Annotated in this window: 17 protein-coding genes and 1 pseudogene; 8 read left to right on the forward strand and 10 right to left on the reverse strand. The window is 71.0% G+C overall.

The annotated features are described in order from the left end of the window. Positions 1 to 7 precede the first annotated feature (7 nt). Positions 8 to 247, reverse strand: coding sequence for an SCO4848 family membrane protein (locus tag KUM44_RS19435; RefSeq protein ID WP_062702372.1), 240 nt, complete (start codon positions 245 to 247; stop codon positions 8 to 10). 91 nt (positions 248 to 338) lie between these two features. Here KUM44_RS19435 and KUM44_RS19440 point away from each other — a divergent pair, with 91 nt between their 5' ends. Beyond that, positions 339 to 1,625, forward strand: coding sequence for a D-alanyl-D-alanine carboxypeptidase family protein (locus tag KUM44_RS19440; protein ID WP_374202049.1), 1,287 nt, complete (start codon positions 339 to 341; stop codon positions 1,623 to 1,625). On the opposite strand, the gene KUM44_RS19445 is transcribed toward KUM44_RS19440, so the two are convergent. Genes KUM44_RS19445 through KUM44_RS19460 form a run of 4 tightly spaced genes read right to left on the reverse strand, consistent with a single transcriptional unit; the run spans position 1,573 to position 4,535 of the window. After that, positions 1,573 to 2,556 (reverse strand): YihY/virulence factor BrkB family protein, encoded by a 984-nt coding sequence (locus KUM44_RS19445; RefSeq protein WP_217209337.1) that lies wholly within the window; start codon positions 2,554 to 2,556, stop codon positions 1,573 to 1,575. The two genes, KUM44_RS19440 and KUM44_RS19445, sit on opposite strands and share 53 nt — an antisense overlap. Further along, complete coding sequence (locus KUM44_RS19450; RefSeq protein ID WP_217209339.1) at positions 2,544 to 3,020, reverse strand: GtrA family protein; 477 nt, start codon at positions 3,018 to 3,020, stop codon at positions 2,544 to 2,546. Before KUM44_RS19450 ends, KUM44_RS19445 begins: the two co-directional genes overlap by 13 nt. After that, positions 3,014 to 4,006: a decaprenyl-phosphate phosphoribosyltransferase gene (locus tag KUM44_RS19455; protein WP_217209341.1), complete on the reverse strand. Its 993-nt coding sequence runs from the start codon at positions 4,004 to 4,006 to the stop codon at positions 3,014 to 3,016. The genes KUM44_RS19450 and KUM44_RS19455 overlap by 7 nt, the downstream gene beginning before the upstream one ends. After that, a complete protein-coding gene (locus KUM44_RS19460; protein WP_217209343.1) occupies positions 3,999 to 4,535 on the reverse strand; it encodes a phosphatase PAP2 family protein in 537 nt (178 codons plus the stop codon). Before KUM44_RS19460 ends, KUM44_RS19455 begins: the two co-directional genes overlap by 8 nt. Before the next feature lie 133 nt (positions 4,536 to 4,668). Here KUM44_RS19460 and KUM44_RS19465 point away from each other — a divergent pair, with 133 nt between their 5' ends. Together KUM44_RS19465 and KUM44_RS19470 are read left to right on the forward strand one after the other, a co-directional pair. Next, positions 4,669 to 6,024, forward strand: coding sequence for an FAD-binding oxidoreductase (locus KUM44_RS19465; RefSeq protein WP_217209345.1), 1,356 nt, complete (start codon positions 4,669 to 4,671; stop codon positions 6,022 to 6,024). Between the two features lie 26 nt (positions 6,025 to 6,050). Then, positions 6,051 to 6,806, forward strand: a complete 756-nt coding sequence (locus KUM44_RS19470) for a decaprenylphospho-beta-D-erythro-pentofuranosid-2-ulose 2-reductase (RefSeq protein WP_217209346.1) — start codon at positions 6,051 to 6,053, stop codon at positions 6,804 to 6,806. 126 nt (positions 6,807 to 6,932) lie between these two features. On the opposite strand, the gene KUM44_RS19475 is transcribed toward KUM44_RS19470, so the two are convergent. Both KUM44_RS19475 and trpS read right to left on the reverse strand, forming a co-directional pair. Next, positions 6,933 to 7,511 carry a 2'-5' RNA ligase family protein gene (locus KUM44_RS19475; RefSeq protein WP_217209347.1) on the reverse strand — a complete coding sequence of 193 codons (579 nt, stop codon included), beginning with the start codon at positions 7,509 to 7,511 and terminating at the stop codon, positions 6,933 to 6,935. Positions 7,512 to 7,724: 213 nt separating this feature from the next. Continuing rightward, entirely contained in the window at positions 7,725 to 8,738 is a 1,014-nt protein-coding gene (trpS, locus tag KUM44_RS19480; protein ID WP_217209348.1) for a tryptophan--tRNA ligase, read from the reverse strand. A gap of 89 nt (positions 8,739 to 8,827) precedes the next feature. On the opposite strand from trpS, the gene KUM44_RS19485 reads away from it, so the two are divergent. The 3 genes from KUM44_RS19485 (at position 8,828) to KUM44_RS19495 (ending at position 11,369) form a co-directional block, all read left to right on the forward strand. Beyond that, positions 8,828 to 9,430, forward strand: coding sequence for an RNA polymerase sigma factor (locus KUM44_RS19485; protein ID WP_217209349.1), 603 nt, complete (start codon positions 8,828 to 8,830; stop codon positions 9,428 to 9,430). Continuing rightward, on the forward strand, positions 9,417 to 10,433 hold the full coding sequence (locus KUM44_RS19490) for a hypothetical protein (protein ID WP_254389735.1): 1,017 nt from the start codon (positions 9,417 to 9,419) through the stop codon (positions 10,431 to 10,433). Before KUM44_RS19485 ends, KUM44_RS19490 begins: the two co-directional genes overlap by 14 nt. Positions 10,434 to 10,646: 213 nt before the next feature. Continuing rightward, on the forward strand, positions 10,647 to 11,369 hold the full coding sequence (locus tag KUM44_RS19495) for a hypothetical protein (protein ID WP_374202050.1): 723 nt from the start codon (positions 10,647 to 10,649) through the stop codon (positions 11,367 to 11,369). A 25-nt stretch (positions 11,370 to 11,394) separates the two neighbouring features. On the opposite strand, the gene KUM44_RS19500 is transcribed toward KUM44_RS19495, so the two are convergent. Beyond that, positions 11,395 to 12,843 (reverse strand): glycine hydroxymethyltransferase, encoded by a 1,449-nt coding sequence (locus tag KUM44_RS19500; protein WP_217209350.1) that lies wholly within the window; start codon positions 12,841 to 12,843, stop codon positions 11,395 to 11,397. Between the two features lie 313 nt (positions 12,844 to 13,156). Here KUM44_RS19500 and rocD point away from each other — a divergent pair, with 313 nt between their 5' ends. After that, complete coding sequence (rocD, locus tag KUM44_RS19505; protein WP_217209351.1) at positions 13,157 to 14,371, forward strand: ornithine--oxo-acid transaminase; 1,215 nt, start codon at positions 13,157 to 13,159, stop codon at positions 14,369 to 14,371. Between the two features lie 95 nt (positions 14,372 to 14,466). Here rocD and KUM44_RS19510 read toward each other — a convergent pair whose 3' ends face one another. Together KUM44_RS19510 and KUM44_RS19515 are read right to left on the reverse strand one after the other, a co-directional pair. Next, positions 14,467 to 15,654 (reverse strand): glutathionylspermidine synthase family protein, encoded by a 1,188-nt coding sequence (locus KUM44_RS19510; RefSeq protein WP_217209352.1) that lies wholly within the window; start codon positions 15,652 to 15,654, stop codon positions 14,467 to 14,469. A gap of 12 nt (positions 15,655 to 15,666) precedes the next feature. Beyond that, a complete protein-coding gene (locus KUM44_RS19515; RefSeq protein WP_217209353.1) occupies positions 15,667 to 16,020 on the reverse strand; it encodes a hypothetical protein in 354 nt (117 codons plus the stop codon). Positions 16,021 to 16,157: 137 nt separating this feature from the next. Between KUM44_RS19515 and KUM44_RS19520 the strand changes: the two are divergent. After that, positions 16,158 to 16,598, forward strand: a pseudogene (locus KUM44_RS19520) (hypothetical protein); the annotation flags it as partial.

A 16,598-nucleotide genomic window follows, 5' to 3' on the forward strand; every position in this document is an offset into this window, starting at 1 on the left:
CGAGTTCCTATGACGTCCGGCGCAGTGCGCGCACTCCACGCAACCCGATGACCCCGACGACCGTCCCCAATACGAAGGAGACGACGGCGAGCAGCAGGTGCACCCAGAAGTACGCCGTCGGATGGCCGTCGTCGAACGCGAGCCCGCTGCTGTCCTTGATCAGATTTTTGACGAAAGTGACCCAGATGACCCAGCTCCACACCCCGAAGGCGAGCAGGAACCAGGAGACGGGGCGGCTGAGCTTCATGCGTTCAGTATCACCGTCCCGGGTCCGGTCCTCCGAGCGGGGTGGGGGCAGAAGCGGGACTTCCATGGGTACGGCATGTACGTTCTCCGTCGTGCCCGCACCCAAGAAGACCGCCAGGCGCGCCCTGCTGGTCACTTCCGCCGTCGTGTCCTCCCTCGCGCTGACCGCGCCCGTCTCCTTCGCGGCCCCCAAGCCGTCACCGAGTACGAGCCCGTCGGCCACTCCCCCGGCGAACATGTCGACCGTGGGCGGCACGCGGCTGGGACAGGCCGGCACCCAGGTGAACCTCGCGGCCGGTGTCCCGGTGCTGCCCAAGGACCTGACCGCCCGCTCCTGGATCGTCGCCGACGCCGAGTCCGGCGACGTGCTCGCCGCGCACAACGCGCACTGGCGGCTGCCGCCCGCGAGCACCATGAAGATGCTGTTCGCCGACACGGTGCTGCCGAGGTTCCCCAAGACCATGAAGCACGAGGTCGTCCCCTCCGACCTGGCGGACCTCGGGTCCGGCTCCAGCCTCGTCGGGATAAAGGAGGGCGAGACCTACACCGTCCACGACCTGTGGCTCGGGGTGTTCCTGCGCTCCGGCAACGACGCCGTGCACGTGCTGTCGAAGATGAACAACGGGATCGACAACACCGTCAAGGAGATGAACGAGCACGCCGAGGAGCTCCAGGCCCTCGACACGAACGTGGTGTCGCCCGACGGCTACGACGCTCCCCGCCAGGTGTCGTCGGCGTACGACCTGACGCTGATCGCGCGTTCCGGGCTACAGAAGAAGGACTTCCGCGAGTACAGCTCGACCGTCACCGCCAAGTTCCCGGGCGCGACGACGAAGAACAAGAAGGGCAAGTCGGTCCGCGAGTCCTTCGAGATCCAGAACACCAACCGGCTGCTGTCCGGCGACAGCGACGTCCCCGTCTACCAGGGCATCGCGGGCGTCAAGAACGGCAACACGACCAACGCCGGTGCCACCTTCACGGGCGTCGCCGAGCGGAACGGCAAGGTGCTGCTCGTCACGGTGATGAACCCGGAGAAGAGCGAGCACAACGAGGTCTACAAGGAGACCGCGCGGCTCTTCGACTGGGGCTTCCAGGCGGCCGGCAAGGTGCAGCCGGTGGGTGAGCTGGTCGCGCCGAAGAGCGCCGCGCAGGCCAGCGCGCAGCCGGGTGCGAACGACGCCGGGGAGGCGGGTGGCGCCGGGGAGGCCGAGAAGTCCTCGAAGTCGGCGGTGGGCGCGTCGGCCGCGAGCGGTTCGAGTGGCATGGGCATCGCGCTCGGGATCGCCGGCGGGCTGCTGGTGCTGCTCGCGGGGGGCGCGTTCCTGATCAACCGCCGGTGGCCGCTGCCCGACCTGGTGCGCCGTCGGGGCCGTTCCTGAGTCCGGGCTTCTCGGGCCGGACTTCGCCCTCGGACTCGTCGGCCGCGTCCCCGGACCCCTCGGAATCGTCGGCGAGTTCGGTCTCCTTGCCCTGCGTCGCCGTCCAGGCGGCGCAGAACACGACCAGCTTCGAGGTGAAGTTGATCCACAGCAGCAGGGCGACCGGCACGCCGAACGCGCCGTACATGCTCTTCGTGGCCACGCCCTGCATATAGCCGCTGAGCAGCAGCTTCAGCAGTTCGAACCCGACCGCGCCGATCAGCGCGGCCACGATCAGCCGGCGGCGCGCCGGTTCGACCCCGGGCAGCAGGGTCAGGACGTACAGCAGGAGCAGGAAGTCGGCGAGTACGGCGATGAGGAAGGCGGCGATCTGCAACAGGATCCCGCCCCAGCCGTCCTCGTCGATGCCCATCTGCCGGGTGATCCAGCCGACCATGGCGGAGGCGACGGTGGAGGCGACGAGCGTGACGAGTACGGCGCCGCCGAAGCCGACCAGGACGCCCGCGTCCTTGGCCTTGCGCAGGACGGGGTTCTCCTCGTCGTCGGGCAGCTCCCACACCGCGCGCAGGCACTCGCGCATGGAGCCGACCCAGCCGATGCCAGTGAACAGCAGGACGGCGCCGGCGATGAGGCCGACGGTGCCGGCGTTCTGGACCAGCGCGTCGATGTCGAGCTGGTCGGAGATGCCGGGCACCTGGTCGGCGAGCTTGTCCTCCAGCTTGTTCTGCTGTTCCTTGCTGAGAGTCGCGGCGGCGATCGCGGCGGCCACGGTGAGCAGTGGGAACAGCGCGACGAAGCTGGTGAACGTCATCGCGGCGGCCAGCCGTGTCCACTTCACCCGGTCCATACGTTCGTACGACCGCCACGCGTGCGTGGTCATCAGCCGGGTCACGGTGGACCCGACGACGGGGAGTTTCTTCAGCCAGTCCATGATCCGACTCTGCCCTCCACGCGGAAGACCAATGTCCGAGTGCCCCAAAACCGCAGCACGGTAGCCAGCGCCATGCCGATTCCGGCTCCGGAGACGGTGTCCGCCCGCTGGGAGGTGAGGCCGAGGCCGTAGTGGCTCACGGTGAGGCAGAGGAGTTGTACGACGGCTCCGGCGACGTTCACCGCGCAGAAGACGGCGTAGGGGCGCAGGCCCCTGCGGTGGGTGTGGCGGTAGGGGCCGAGGGCGTTCCCGGCGTAGGCGACCGTACAGCCGGCGACGAAGGAGAGGGCCTTGGCCGTGAGGGGGCCGAGGGCGGCCGGGCCGCGGAGCCAGGTGAACAGGGCGAGGTCGACGGCGTAGGCGAGGAGGCCGACGGTGGCGAAGCCGAGGAGCTCGCGTCGGTCGCCCCACGCGCGTGTGCCGGCCGCTTCCCGTCGGCTGCGCCACGCGCGCGTGGCTACCAATTGGCCACCGCCAGCCCGTACATCGCCAGCCACACCAGGCCGATGACGGCGAGTGCGCGGTCGTGCAGGACGACGTCCTCGGGTTCGCCAGCGGTGCCGCGGTCGGCGAAGACGGCGTAGCGAAGGACCGCGAGGGTGAAGGCGACCATGGACAGCTGTCGCCAGGGCAGCACGCCGGTGTGGGGGTCGCCTCCCTCCTCCAGGGCCCACAGGCAGTACCCGAGGACGGCGACTGCGGCCGCCAGTTGCCAGACGAAGCGCAGATAGCCGGTGGTGTACTCGGTGAGCAACGCCCGCGTGGCGCCCGCTTTCCCGGCCATCTGCACGGCTTCGGAGTAACGCTTGGCGGACACCATGAACAGCGCCCCGAACCCGGTGGTGATCAGGAACCAGCGTGACAGCGGGATGCCGAGCGCGAGCCCGCCGACCATCGCCCGCATCAGGAAGCCGGTCGTGACGACGGCGAGGTCGACGACCAGGACGTGCTTGAGGCTGACGCAGTACGCGAGTTGCATGCCGATGTACGCGGTGAGCAGGACCGTGACGGCGGGTGCGGACAGCCAGGCCGCGGCGGCGGGCGCGAGGACGGCGAGCGCGCCTCCGACGGCGTACGCGACCGGTACGGGGACCTGTCCGGCGGCGACCGGGCGGCGGCGTTTGACGGGATGCGCGCGGTCCGCTTCGGCGTCACGGGCGTCGTTGATCAGATAGACGGCGGCGGCGCAAGCGGTGAAGAGGGCGAAGACGAGGGCGAGTTGGGTCAGGGCGTGGGCCGAGAAGAGCCGGCCGGCGGCGGCCGGGGCGGCGATGACCAGGATGTTCTTGACCCACTGTTTGGGACGTGCGGTCTTGATGAGACCTTTCAGCAGCGCGCCGGGGCCGCCTTTGCGGGGTGGCGGTACGGCCCGTTGCGGGGGCGTGCGCTGCGCATGCAGCGCCGCTTCCCTGATGCGCGCGGCACTCGTCAGGGGTGCGGTCTCAGCCATGGGCGCCCCCCTTCCTCATCCAGCGCGCCCCGACGCGCGCGGTGAGTGCCCCGAGCACCGCGCCCGCCGCCACGTCGGAGGGGTAGTGCACGCCGACGACAAGGCGCGAGAGGCACATCGCGGCGGCGAGCGGCGGGATCGCGTACGCGCCGAGCGCGCCGAAGGCGACGGCGGCAGCAGTGGCGGAGGCCGCGTGGGAGCTGGGGAAGGAGTGCCGGCCGAGGGTGCGCACCAGGGGCTGGACGTGCGCCGGGCGCGGGCGGCGCACCACCCTCTTCACCCCCATGCTGACGAGGTGCGCACCGGCGGTGAGCGCCGTGCCGCGCAACCATGCGCCGCGTCGCCCGCCGTCCACGGCGGCCCCCGCGAGCCCCGCCGCCAGCCAGAGCGTGCCGTGCTCGCCCGCCCAGGAGAGGGCGCGCGCGGCGGTGGCGACGCGTGGGTCTGCGCCACGGGCATGGAACGCGGAAAGGACTCGGCGGTCCGCACCCCGGAGGCTTCGGTGATCGATGTCGTCGAGGTGGTCCATGTGGACTCACTGTTCACGCCGACACAGCCAGAATTACGGCAATATTGAGCGACATCCCATTAATCACCCATTTCGGGGAGAGCAGGGATGTTTCATAACCAATCGCTCACAAACGGGCGCTACGGTCGCCGACATGCCTGCCGACACCGTCTCCGTCACGGGATGGGGCCGCACCGCCCCCACCGTCGCCCGTCTGATCCGTCCCAGGACGTACGAGGAGGCCGCGGCCGCCGTCCGGGGCTGCGGGGCCCGCGGAGCCATCCCGAGGGGCCTGGGACGGGCGTACGGGGACGCGGCGCAGAACGCCGGGGGCGCGGTGTTCGACATGACCGGCCTGGACCGCATCCACGCGATCGACGCCGACGGCGGCACCGTCTCGTGCGACGCGGGCGTCTCGCTGCACCGGCTGATGCGGGTGCTGCTCCCGCTCGGCTGGTTCGTGCCGGTGACGCCCGGCACCCGCCAGGTGACGGTCGGCGGCGCGATCGGCGCCGACATCCACGGCAAGAACCACCATGTCTCGGGCGCCTTCTCGCGCCATGTCCTGTCGCTGGAACTCCTCACCGCCGACGGCGAGATCCGCACCGTCCGCCGTGGCACGCCCCTGTTCGACGCGACCACCGGCGGCATGGGCCTGACCGGCGTCATCCTCACCGCCACGGTCCAACTCCAGCCGGTGCAGACGTCGCTGATGTCGGTCGACACCGAACGCGCGCGGGACCTCGACGACCTCATGGCCCGCCTGGCCGCCACCGACGACCGCTACCGCTACTCGGTGGCCTGGATCGACCTGGTGGCGCGCGGCGCGGCGACGGGACGCGCGGTGCTCACCCGCGGCGACCACGCGCCCCTGGAGGCCCTGCGCGAAGGCACGCGTGCGCGTAGGGACCCGCTCGCCTTCCGCCCCTCCCGTCTGCCGGCCCCGCCCGCCTTCCTGCCGGAAGGCCTGCTGAACCGCCGTACCGTGGCCTGCTTCAACGAGCTCTGGTACCGCAGGTCGCCACGTGCGCGTACCGGCGAACTACAGAAGCTCACCGCCTTCTTCCACCCCCTGGACGGCGTGCCGCACTGGAACCGGATCTACGGCCGGGGCGGCTTCGTGCAGTACCAGTTCGTCGTCGGACACGGCCAGGAGGAGACGCTGCACCGCGTGGTGCGGCACATCTCCGAGCACCGCTGCCCGTCCTTCCTGGCCGTCCTCAAGCGCTTCGGGGACGCAGACCCCGGCTGGCTCTCCTTCCCCGTCCCCGGCTGGACGCTGGCCCTGGACATCCCGGCCGCTCTGCCCGGCCTCGGCGCGCTCCTCGACACGTTGGACGAGGAGGTGGCCGCGGCCGGCGGGCGCGTCTACCTCGCCAAGGACTCCCGGCTGCGGCCCGAGCTGCTCGCCGCTATGTACCCACGCCTGGACGCCTTCCGCTCGTTGCGGGCGGGACTGGACCCCCGCGGGGTCTTCATGTCGGACCTGGCCCGCCGCCTCGCCCTGTAGAACCCATCAGATCTCTAGGAGCTGTCGTGAAGGACGCCTTCGGCCTCCCCCAGTCCCTGCTCGTCCTCGGCGGTACGTCCGAGATCGCGCTGGCCACCGCCCGTCGCATGATCGCGCGCCGTACCCGCACCGTGTGGCTCGCGGGCCGCCCGTCGCCCGCGCTGGAGCAGTCCGCCGCCGAGTTGCGCGCGCTCGGCGCCGACGTGCACACGGTCGCCTTCGACGCCCTCGCCCCCGAGTCCCACGAGACGGTGCTCGGCAAGGTCTTCGCCGAGGGCGACATCGACATGGTGCTGCTCGCCTTCGGCATCCTCGGCGACCAGGCGCGCGACGAGCGTGAGCCGATGAGCGCGGTACGGGTCGCCCAGACCAACTACACGGGCGCCGTCTCGGCGACCCTGGTCAGCGCGAGCGCGCTCCAGACCCAGGGCCACGGCTCCCTCGTCGTCCTCTCCTCCGTCGCCGCCGAACGCGCCCGCCGCGCCAACTTCATCTACGGCTCCAGCAAGGCCGGCCTCGACGCCTTCACCCAGGGCCTCGGCGACGCCCTGCACGGCACCGGCGTCCACGTCATGCTCGTACGCCCCGGTTTCGTCCGCACCAAGATGACCGCCGCCCTGGAGGAGGCTCCTCTGGCGACCACTCCCGAGGCGGTCGCGACAGCGATCGAGGTGGGCCTGCGGCGCCGCTCGGAGACGGTGTGGGTGCCCGGCGCCCTCCGACTGGTGATGTCAGCGCTACGACACGCACCGCGGTCACTCTTCCGAAGGCTGCCGGTCTGAAACGCAGTAGCCCCAGTGGGGCACGGGCCGCGACCCAGGGGCGCGAGGAACTGCGCGACCGGCCACAACGCACCGGCACACGACGACCAACCCCCGCGGCACCCCCTCCCGGCCCAACCGGCGGAGCTAATTCGCCGGGATGGACCCGCGTTCCACCGCCCCCGCCTGAGACGGCACCACCGGCCCCCCGAAGGCGAAGTCCCGCAGCTTGCGCCAGACGCCGTCCGGGCCCTGCTCGTAGAGGGCGAAGCCGGTGCAGGGCCACTCGGCGCGGTAGTCGGCGAGTTCCTCGAACGCGCGGTCCATCGACTCCTCGTCGATGCCATGGGCGACCGTGACATGCGGGTGGTACGGGAACTGAAGCTCGCGTGCGACCGGCCCGGAGGCGTCACGCACCTGCTTCTGGAGCCAGGTGCAGGCCTCGGCACCGTCGACGACCTGGACGAAGACGACCGGCGAGAGGGGCCGGAAGGTGCCCGTGCCGGAGAGCCGCATCGGGAAGGGGCGCCCGGCGGCCGCGACCTCGAGGAGGTGTGCCTCGATCGCCGGCAGCAGCTCGGCGTCGACCTCCGTCGGCGGCAGCAGCGTGACGTGCGTGGGGATGCCGTGAGCCGCGGCGTCGCCGAAGCCCGCGCGCCGCTCCTGGAGCAGGCTGCCGTGAGGCTCCGGGACCGCGATCGACACGCCGATCGTTACGGTCCCCACGTCGTCTCCTGTCGTCTGTCGGTGAGCTCGCCCGTCGAGCGGCTCGTCCTGTTGTGAGCTCATGCCCTGTTGGTGAGCGTGAATGGCCGCTGATACGGCCATTCGGCTATCGACTGTACGGCTACGGACGGGCTGCGGGCAGGCGCAACCGTAGTGATGTGCAGCGCTGTGCGGTGGTACGCCCGTGTTCCGGCCGTGTGCCGTGGTGCGGGCTCAGTGCTTGGCGGGCAGGAAGCCCACCTTGTCGTACGCCTGGGAGAGAGTCTCCGCGGCGACGGCACGCGCCTTCTCCGCGCCCTTGGCCAGCACCGAGTCCAGCGTCTCCGGGTCGTCCAGATACTGCTGGGTGCGCTCCCGGAAGGGCGTCACGAACTCGACCATGACCTCGGCGAGGTCCGTCTTGAGCGCACCGTAGCCCTTGCCGTCGTACTTCTGCTCCAGTTCCGCGATTCCCGTACCCGTGAGGGTCGAGTAGATCGTGAGCAGGTTGCTGACGCCCGGCTTGTTCTCGGCGTCGTAGCGGATGACGGTGTCGGTGTCGGTGACCGCGCTCTTGACCTTCTTGGCGGTGGCCTTGGGCTCGTCGAGCAGGTTAATGAGGCCCTTCGGCGTGGACGCCGACTTGCTCATCTTGATCGCCGGGTCCTGAAGGTCGTAGATCTTCGCCGTCTCCTTGAGGATGTACGGCTTCGGGAGTGTGAAGGTCTCGCCGAAGCGACCGTTGAAGCGCGTGGCGAGGTCTCGGGTGAGCTCGATGTGCTGGCGCTGGTCCTCGCCGACCGGGACCTCGTTGGCCTGGTACAGCAGGATGTCCGCGACCTGGAGGATCGGGTACGTGAACAGGCCGACCGAGGCACGGTCCGCGCCCTGCTTGGCCGACTTGTCCTTGAACTGGGTCATGCGGGACGCCTCGCCGAAGCCGGTGAGGCAGTTCATGACCCAGGCGAGCTGGGCGTGCTCGGGGACATGGCTCTGGACGAAGAGCGTGCAGCGCTCGGCGTCGAGTCCGGCCGCGAGGAGCTGGGCGGCGGCGAGACGGGTGTTGGCGCGCAGGTCGGCGGGGTCCTGCGGGAGCGTGATCGCGTGCAGGTCGACGACCATGTAGAACGCGTCGTGGGACTCCTGGAGGGCAACCCACTGGCGGACGGCGCCGAGGTAGTTGCCGAGGTGGAACGAGCCTGCGGTGGGCTGGATTCCGGAGAGCACGCGGGGTCGGTCAGAGGCCATGCTCACCATTCTCTCAGGTCTCGGGGGCCGGACTGGAACTGGTCGGAAACAGATGGGAACCGATCCGCCTGCCGCGGTGTAACAAGAGTGTGAGAACGCGGGAGGGGGGCCGCATCGTCGATGAGGCCGCGGTGATCGCACGTGTACGCGCCGGAGAGCCGGAGGCATACGCGCAGCTGGTGCGGGCCCATACGGGCATCGCGCTCAGGGCGGCCGCCGCGCTCGGGGCGGGTGCGGACGCGGAGGACGTGGTGCAGCAGGCCTTCGTCAAGGCGTACTGCTCGCTGGGCCGGTTCAAGGACGGCTCGGCGTTCAAGCCCTGGCTGCTGGCGATCGTCGCCAATGAGACGAGGAACACAGTGCGTACGGCGGCCCGTCAGCGCACGCTCGCCGGGCGTGAGGCGGCCTTCGTGGAGGCCGAGCCACTGATACCGGAATCGGCGGACCCGGCGATGGCCGCGCTGGAGATAGAGCGCCGCGCCGCGCTCCAGGCCGCCCTGGAGAAACTGAGCGAGGAGCATCGCCTGGTCGTCACCTACCGCTATCTCCTCGAGATGGACGAGTCCGAGACCGCCCAGGCCCTGGGCTGGCCCCGGGGCACGGTGAAGTCCCGGCTGAACCGCGCGCTGCGGAAACTGGGGCGGTTGCTGCCGGATTTTCAGCCTCGGGAAGGAGGTGATGAGCATGAGTGACGCTCGCGAGCCGTACGACGGCAACGGCAACGGGCAGGAGGCGTACGGGAGCGAGGGAGGGCGTGCCTACGGACAGGACGGCGCCGGGGGCGATGGAGGCGCCGGTGCCCGGGGCCCCGGTGATCGCGGTCGGCCCGGCGAGGCGCCCCGGCTGCCCGAAGAGCTGCGGGCGCTCGGGCGGTCCCTGGACGCTCCGGGCGCGGCGGACGGCGCCGAGACGATGGTCGAGCGGGTGCTGGGGCAGTTGCTCGCCGAGCACGTGCCGGTTCCGGTGGCCGAGCCGCCGGGCGCCGCTGAGCGGCTGCGGGCGGTGCGGCGCTGGACGCGGGTGCGGTGGCGTTCGCTGACCGCGGCGCTGTGCGGCCTGCTGGGGGTGCTGGTGCTCACGCCTCCGGTGCGGGCGGCGGTCTTCGACTGGTTCGACTTCGCCGGGGTCGAGGTGCGGTACGACCCCTCGGCGGTCCCCTCCCCCGGCGCCGAGGTCCCGGGCTGCGGCCGCTCGGTGTCGCTCGCCGAGGCAGAGCGCCGGGCCGGCTTCGAGCCGCTGGTCCCGAAGGAGCTCGGCATGCCGGACACGGTCGCGGTGACGGGTGAGCCACGGGGGCGGTTCGTGGTGAGCCTGTGCTGGCGGGATGACGGACGCACGATACGGCTGGAGGAGCGGCGGGCGAGCCTGGACATCGGCTTCACCAAGACGGTGCGCGAGCAGCCGGAGTGGATCTCGCTGGGCCCGGACACGCCGAACGGCACCGGATCCGACCCGGCTCTGTGGTTCCCCCGACCGCACCTGCTGACGATCTGGCTGGTGGACGCGAGCGGGGAGCACTACACACGCGAGGAGCGGACGGCCGGCCCGACGCTGCTGTGGACCCACAGGGCCGACGGGGCCGACGGGGCCGACCGCGAGACCGTGACGCTGCGACTGGAAGGCGTGGCGTCGAAGGAGCGGGCGGTGGGGGTCGCGCGGTCGCTCGGCCTGCCGTCCGCGGGGTCTTCGAAATAGAGGGATCTTCGACATAGGTGGTTCGGGGTGGGAACCCAGTCGGGTCGGGCGGTGTACCAGAAGTGACACGCGGCTCGGGGACGGGCCGGATGGGGATCGCTCGGGTTGGGGGTTCGGATGTGGGGACATGAGGTCGGCAGCCGGGGAGTCCGGTCGCGCACGCTCGGGGCACAGAGGGGGCGGTGTCGTGAACTCACGTCGCTGACCGGGGCGTTGACGGCAGCCCTCGCCCTGCTGCTGTGGGGCGCCGCGTCCCCTGCGTCGGCCGGAGGTCCGACGAGCGTGCTCCTGGTCTCCCCGGAGAGCACGGAGACGGCGGCGCTGTACTACTCGGACGTTCCCAACGTGGCGATGGTCGTCGCGGGCGGCACGGGAGCCACGACGGCGACGCGCTCGGGCGAGCAGCCCTTCGCCCGTCTCTGGCAGCTGTTGCAGCCGGCCTACGTCGGCACGGAACGGGTGCCGGAGGACTGGGTCGAGGGGCATCATCCGCCGATACGGATCACGGTGATCTGGGGACTGACCGGGGTCGGAGGCTGGCCGCAGACGAACCGGCCGCCCGGAGGCGATGTCGCCGTTCAGCGGCAGGATCAGCTGTTCGTGGCCGGGGACGGCACACCCTGGGTGCGGTCGGATCTCGCGCCGGAGCTGGAGGACGACGACATCCGCTGGCATCGGGCACCGCGTTCGGTCTTCGAGCGGCTGGATCTGGAAGAGCTGGTCGGCGTGTCGGAGGACAAGCTCACGGGGGCCACGACGGTCGAGGACCGGCCCGGCCCGGTGATCGGGGACGCGGGATGGGCGGTGGCGGGGCTGGCCTTCGGATTCGCGACCGGCGTCGGTGGGACGCTGCTGATACGCCGCGCGGCGGCCCGGCCGGGAGCCGGACCGCCGCGGGAGGAACCACGTCAGGAGTTGATCGACCTGGACCTGTGAGGCCCGCGGTGGATCGGCGCGGGCGTCAGCCCAGGTCGATCTCCGGGTACAGCGGGAAGCCCGCCACGAGGTCGGTGGCGCGACGGGAGATCTCGTCGGCGATCTTCGGGTCGAGGACGTGCTGGGCCTTGGAGGGGGCGCCCTTGCTGGTGGTGCCGGGCTCGGTGGTGGTGAGGACGCGGTCGATGAGGGCGGCGACCTCGTCCATCTCGGCGGTGCCCAGGCCACGGGTGGTGAGGGCGGGGGTGCCGATGCGGATGCCGGAGGTGTACCAGGCTCCGTTGGGGTCGGCCGGGATCGCGTTGCGGTTGGTGACGATGCCGGACTCGAGGAGCGCGGCCTCGGCCTGGCGGCCGGTGAGGCCGTAGGAGGAGGCGACGTCGATCAGGTTGAGGTGGTTGTCGGTGCCGCCGGTGACCAGGGTCGCGCCCCGGCGCATCAGGCCCTCGGCCAGGGCGCGGGAGTTGTCGACGATGCGCTGGGCGTAGTCCTGGAAGGCAGGCTGACGGGCCTCGGCCAGGGCGACGGCCTTGGCGGCCATGACGTGCGGGAGCGGGCCGCCGAGGACCATCGGGCAGCCGCGGTCGACCTGGTCCTTGAGGGAGTCGTCGCACAGGACCATGCCGCCGCGCGGGCCGCGCAGCGACTTGTGGGTGGTGGTGGTGACGATCTGGGCGTGCGGGACCGGGTCGAAGTCGCCGGTGAGGACCTTGCCGGCGACGAGACCCGCGAAGTGGGCCATGTCGACCATGAGCGTGGCGCCGACCTCGTCGGCGATCTCGCGCATGATCCGGAAGTTCACGAGACGGGGGTAGGCGGAGTAGCCGGCGACGATGATCAGCGGCTTGAACTCGCGGGCGGAGACGCGCAGCGCCTCGTAGTCGATGAGGCCGGTGGTGGGGTCGGTGCCGTAGGAGCGCTGGTCGAACATCTTGCCGGAGATGTTCGGGCGGAAGCCGTGGGTGAGGTGGCCGCCTGCGTCCAGGGACATGCCGAGCATGCGCTGGTTGCCGAAGGCCTGGCGGAGCTCGGCCCAGTCGGCGTCGGTGAGGTCGTTGACCTGGCGGACGCCGGCCTTCTCCAGGGCAGGGGCCTCGACGCGAGCGGCGAGGACGGACCAGAAGGCGACGAGGTTGGCGTCGATGCCGGAGTGAGGCTGGACATAGGCGTGCCGGGCGCCGAAGAGCTCCTTGGCGTGCTCTGCGGCGAGGGACTCGACGGTGTCGACGTTGCGACAGCCGGCGTAGAAGCGGCGGCCGATGGTGCCCTCGGCGTACTTGTCGCTGAACCAGTTGCCCATCGCCAGGAGGGTGGCCGGGGAGGCGTAGTTCTCGGAGGCGATCAGCTTGAGCATCTCGCGCTGGTCGGCGACCTCCTGGCCGATGGCGTCGGCCACGCGCGGCTCGACGGCGCGGATCACGTCGAGGGCGGCACGGAAGGCGGTGGACTCGGTGGAGAGGGGCTCGGCTGACATGGGGACCTCCGGACGTCGTGTGCAGCGTTCACGGTACGGCCCAGGCGCACGGCACTCGCTCTGGACGCGATCTCGCTCGCCCAGGGGCCGCTCCCCGATGGTTGGTCCATCCTCGGGCCCCTGGCCCAGCGCGCCAGTCACGGCCCGTCGATCAGCCTACCGGGCGCGCCGAGGGCGCATGGTCCCGCGTCCACCATGCGAGCAACGATAGGAAGGGGCCGCAAAGCACTCGTAAGGCCGGAAATGGACAGTGGCCGCGAGGGTCGTGACGGCCGGGACACGAGCCCTCGTGGTGGCGGAAACGGAGAGCCCCGTGAGTACGTCGAGCACCACCGCATCCCTGATCGCCGCGGTCGAGGCGCACAGCGCCCGCAACTACCACCCGTTGCCGGTCGTGGTGGCGACGGCGGACGGGGCGTGGATGACGGATGTGGAGGGGCGGCGGTATCTGGATCTGCTGGCCGGGTATTCGGCGCTCAACTTCGGGCATGGCAACCGGCGGATCCTGGACGCGGCGAAGGCGCAGCTGGAGCGGGTCACCCTGACTTCGCGGGCGTTTCATCACGACCGGTTCGCGGCGTTCTGCGAGCAGCTCGCCGAGCTGTGCGGGATGGAGATGGTGCTGCCCATGAACACGGGGGCGGAGGCGGTGGAGACGGCCGTGAAGACCGCCCGGAAGTGGGGTTACCGGGTCAAGGGGGTGCCGGCGGAGATGGCGAAGATCGTCGTCGCGGGCAACAACTTCCACGGCCGTACGACGACGATCGTCAGCTTCTCCACGGACCCGGAGGCGCGGGCGGACTTCGGGCCGTACACGCCGGGCTTCGAGATCGTGCCGTACGGGGATCTGACGGCGATGCGGGAGGCGTTGACGGAGAACACGGTGGCGGTGCTGCTGGAGCCGATCCAGGGCGAGGCGGGGGTGCTGGTCCCGCCTGCCGGCTATCTGCCGGCGGTGCGGGAGCTGACGCGGGAGCGGAACGTGCTGTTCGTCGCGGACGAGATCCAGTCGGGGCTGGGGCGCACGGGTCGTACGTTCGCGTGCGAGCACGAGGGTGTGGTGCCGGATGCGTATGTGCTCGGGAAGGCGCTCGGCGGCGGGGTGCTGCCGGTGTCGGCGGTGGTGTCGTCGGCGGAGGTGCTGGGGGTTTTCCGGCCCGGGGAGCACGGGTCGACCTTCGGCGGGAATCCGCTGGCGTGTGCGGTGGCGCTGGAAGTGATCGCGATGCTGCGGACGGGCGAGTTCCAGGAGCGGTCGGCGGAGCTCGGCGCTCATCTGCACCGGGAGCTGGGCCTGCTGGCCGGGACGGGGCGGGTGACGGCCGTCCGGGGTCGAGGGCTGTGGGCGGGGGTCGACATCGCCCGGACGGTGGGTACCGGGCGGGAGGTGTCCGAGCGGTTGGTGGACCGGGGTGTGCTGGTGAAGGACACCCATGGGCCGACGATCCGTATCGCGCCGCCCCTGGTGATCGGGAAGGAGGATCTGGACTGGGGGCTCGCGCAGTTGCGGGGCGTGCTCGGGGTGTGAGCGGCCGCCGTCCGCTGCCCGGTACCAGCGGTGTGCATCGTCGCGGCTTGGGCCACGCCGGTTTCATCGCGGACGGGCAAGGGCTGGGACGGCCGTCAAAGGATCACGTGCGGCAGGAAGCGGGCGTACTCGTCGGTGATCAGGCCGGACGACTCGCGGATGCCGAGACCCGCCGACTCGTCCTCGACGACCCATGCGCCGAGGACGACGTGGTTGCCGTCGAAGGCGGGCAGCGGGGCCAACTGCTGGTAGCAGCAGGGCTCCTCACGGAGGGGCGGCGCCTCGGTGCCGGGTTCGTGGATCGTGACGCCCGCGCCCTCGCGGCCGAGCAGGGGCTTGGCGACGTAGCCCGTGGTGCTCGCCAGTTCTCTCGGGCCGTCGAGGTGGGCGGGGAGCAGGTTCGGGTGGTCCGGGTAGAGCTCCCAGAGGATGGCCAGGAGGGCCTTGTTGCTGAGGAGCATCTTCCAGGCCGGTTCGATCCAGAGGGTGGTGCCCGTGCCGCCGCCGTTGTCGAGGGTGTCCAGGACGTGGTCGGCGAAGCGGTCGGTGGTGAGCCACTCCCAGGGGTAGAGCTTGAAGCAGCTGCGGATGAAGCGGAGTTGAGTGTCGACGAAGCGGCCGGAGAGAGGGTCCCAGCCGATCTCCTCCATGGAGATCCAGGCGGTGTCCAGGCCCGCTTGGTCGGCTGTCTCCTGAAGGTACGCGACCGTCATCAGGTCCTCGCCGAGTTCGTCGGCCGAGGAGTACGCGAAGTACAGGGGGCTGCCGGGAGGCAGCAGGGCGGACTGCTTCTTCCAGGCGGCGACGAGGCGTTCGTGGAGGGAGTTCCACTGGTCGGCGCCGGGGAAGCGCTCCTCCATCCAGAACCACTGGGGGGAGGCCGCCTCGACGAGGGACGTGGGGGTGTCGGCGTTGTACTCCAGGAGTTTCGCCGGGCCGGTGCCGTCGTAGTGGAGGTCGAAGCGGCCGTAGAGGGACGGGAGTTCGGAGCGTCGGCGCCAGGCCTCGGCGACCGCTTGCGCCACGCGCGGGTCGGTGATGCCGAGGTCGGCGAAGCGGTCGGCGGAGACGATGTGGTCCGCCGCGGCGAGGCACATGCCGTGCAGTTCCTCGACGACCTCCTCCAGCGCCTCGACCTCCGCCAGGGTGAAGACGTAGTGGGCGCTCTCGTCCCAGTACGGGCGCAGGGAGTTGTCGGGGTGGCGGGTGAGGGGGTAGATGAGGCCCTGCTCCTCGACGGTCCGCTGCCAGCCGGGGCGGGGCTCGATCGTGCGGCGCTCCATCGTTCTGCCCGCTCAGCCGCCGCTGCTGCCGGAGCCCGAGCAGCCGAAGCCGCCTCGGTCGACGGCATCGCTGCGGCTGAAGGTGCCGTAGTCGGCGCGGCCTCCGTCGGTGTCGGCGTCGTAGTACCAGGCGGCGTCGGAGCCGCCGGTCTTCTTCCTGGCACTCTTGCCGTACGAGGAGCTGGAGCTGGAGCCTGACGTGCAGTTCTTGTCCGCGATGACCTTGTAGCCCTCGTAGGTGTAGCTGTCGCGGTCGACGCAGCGGCGGTCCGGTTCCGAGCCGCACGAGGTCAGGGCCGCGGCTATGACGCCCATGCCGCCGAGGACGACCGTGCTCGAGCGCAGTCGGCGTCGAGTTTCCGCCATGTCTGTCTCCCCCGATGAACCGTTCGGTCCCGGTGATCCGTTCGGTGTTCAGCGGACAGCCTAAAGATCGCCGCGCGCCGCCACGCAAGGCCCCCCGGCTGGGCCCTCCCACCTACAGTCGCTTTGTGCTCTTCGGGATGATCTGCGCCCTTGGTGCGGCGGTCTGTTTCGGTACGGCCACCGTCCTTCAGGCCGTGGCCGCGCGGGCGGCGAGCGCGCAGGGGGGCCGGGGTGGCGAGGCGGGGGTCCTGCTGCGGGCGCTTCGGCAGTGGCGGTATCTGGCCGGGCTCGCCCTGGACGGGCTGGGGTTCGTCTTTCAGGTCGTCGCCCTGCGGTCGATTCCCATCTACGCCGTGTCGGCGGCGCTGGCGTCCAGTCTGGCGGTGACCGCGGTCGTCGCGGCGCGGTTGCTGGGGGTGCGGTTGCGGCGGAGCGAGTGGGGCGCGGTGGGGGTGGTGTGTGCGGGGCTGGCGATGCTGGGGCTTGCCTCGGGGACGGAGGGGGATCGGGAGGGGTCGGATGCGCTGAGGTTCGCGATGCTCGGGGTGGCTCTCGGAGTGCTGGGGGTGGGGCTCATG

Origin of the sequence: Streptomyces sp. AC550_RSS872, assembly GCF_019049285.1 — a bacterium.
Taxonomy (GTDB): Bacteria; Actinomycetota; Actinomycetes; order Streptomycetales; family Streptomycetaceae; genus Streptomyces.